Here is a 2107-nt window from a genome sequence, read left to right as displayed (position 1 = left end):
CCAAGGGGGCCGGCACGTGTTTCGACCAGCCGCTGCGCATGATCCGCGCGGACGGGCCGGAAGAGGTGCCTGCGGCGCTGGCGGCACTGGATGCGGCGCGGGGTGCCGGGCATTGGCTGGCAGGTTATGCGTCCTATGAGCTGGGATATGCGCTGGAGGAGAAACTGGCGGAGCGGATGCCCAAGGCACGGCGGCTGCCGCTGATGTGTTTTGGGGTTTATGATGAGCCGTCGCAGTTTGCCACCAAGAGCATTGCCCGGCCGCGGGAGGGCGAAACTGGTTTGGAAGGTATTGCCCCCCGCTGGAGTTATCAACGCTACGCCGAGGCCTTCACAGAAGTGAACCGCAACATCGGCAAGGGCGACATTTATCAGGCCAACCTGACTTTCCCGATTGATGCGGAGGCTTATGGCACCTCTGAGGAGCTTTATGCCGCGCTGCAGGCCAAACAGGCGGTTGGCCACGGCGTGCTGGTCGAACAGGACGGCCTTCCAGACCTGCTGTCGCGTTCGCCGGAGCTGTTTTTCCGCACCGATGCAGACGGCGTGATCGAGACCCGCCCGATGAAAGGCACCCAGCCGCGCAGCGACGATCCCGTCGAGGACGCCCGGCGCCGTGATTTCCTGCGCCAGGATGAAAAGAACCGCGCCGAGAACCTGATGATCGTGGACCTGCTGCGCAATGATATCAGCCGCGTGGCACAGACCGGGTCGGTGCATGTGCCGGAGCTGTTTGCCGTCGAAAGCTACGCGACGGTGCATCAGATGGTCTCGATGGTGCGGGCAAAGCTGCGGCCTGATGCCGGGCTGGCAGAGGTGTTTGCGGCGCTGTTTCCCTGCGGCTCCATAACCGGCGCGCCCAAGATCCGGTCGATGGAGATCCTGGCGGATCTGGAACCCTGGCCGCGTGATATCTATTGCGGCACTATCGGCTGGGCGGCACCGGACGGGTCGTCGGAATTCAACGTGGCGATCCGCACGCTGATGCTGGAAAAGGGCAGCGCGACGCTCAACGTAGGCGGCGGCGTGGTCTGGGACAGCACCGCAGAGTCTGAGTATGAGGAAGCGCTATGGAAAGCCCGGTTCGCCCGCGTGACGCCATCCAGAACGATCCCGCTTTCCGCCTGATCGAAACGCTGGGCTGGCATCCGGGCAAAGGATTCCGGCATTTGGAGCAGCATTTGGCCCGGATGGCGCGCAGCGCTGCGGCGTTTGGCATCCCCTTTGACCCGGAGCAGGTGCGGCACATTCTGGCCGGGGCCGCGGGGAACATACCGTTGCGTTGCCGCCTCACGTTGGATGCGGCCGGGCAGCTGGGGCTGACTGCGCCGCCTCTGGGAAGCAGCCCTGCTGAATGGCGGCTGGGGATCGCGGACAAGAGGCTTGAGGCCGGCGATTTCTGGCTGCAGCACAAGACCACCCGCCGTGCGGTGTATGACACTGCACGCGCCAATTTGCCCGGCGGTGTGGATGAACTGCTGTTTCTGAATGAACGCGGGGAGCTGTGCGAGGGCGCCATTACCAATCTGTTTGTGACCGGCGCGGACGGGCATATGGTCACGCCGCCGCTGTCCTGCGGGTTGCTGCCGGGGGTCCTGCGGCAGGTGTTGCTGGAGCGGGGGGAATGCTATGAAGCAGTTCTTGGCCTGCGGGATCTGAAAGACGCGCAAGCCATTCACATGGGCAATTCCCTGCGCGGGCTGATCCCGGCACGGCTGGTCTGACAGGCAGCACTCCCGCGCGCAAACGCCCCCTGGCTGACGCCAGACGGCACTTGCCCTTGGGCCCCGCAGCGCGCCGTTGGCGCGCTGCGGGGGCGTGCAGACACCGCCCGCGCCCTGCAGCAGGCGGGGCGCCAGGCCCAACGCTTGCCGTCCTGTCGCATCAGCGATGGGACCCGGAAGGGGCGCGAGCCTCTCCGCACAGGGGCCACCTGCGGAAATGGCGGCCGCAGGGCGGTGAAATTGCCCAGTTTGCTTGACAACCACGTTGCAAACTTGTGTACCACCCCGGACGATTTTAAGCGCCAGCCCGGCGCACCTCCCGAATGACGGTCCACCCGGACAGACGACCCGAGACACGAAAGGTCCCGCCATGCACGCCTATCG

The 2107-nt window shown here is 65.2% G+C and carries 2 protein-coding genes; both read left to right on the top strand.

Translation table 11 applies throughout. From position 1 onward, the window contains the following. The coding region (locus A2I95_RS33370) for an aminodeoxychorismate synthase component I (protein ID WP_291736742.1) at positions 1–1127 on the top strand (1127 nt) is incomplete at its 5' end. Continuing rightward, the gene (locus A2I95_RS33365; protein WP_291736741.1) at positions 1070–1723 is read left to right on the top strand and encodes an aminotransferase class IV family protein; all 654 of its coding nucleotides are present in this window, start codon (positions 1070–1072) and stop codon (positions 1721–1723) included. The genes A2I95_RS33370 and A2I95_RS33365, both read left to right, overlap by 58 nt. The last annotated feature ends 384 nt before the right edge of the window (positions 1724–2107 follow it).

The sequence above is a fragment of the Leisingera sp. F5 genome, assembly GCF_001593695.1.
This window is presented reverse-complemented; position numbering and strand designations above follow the sequence as displayed.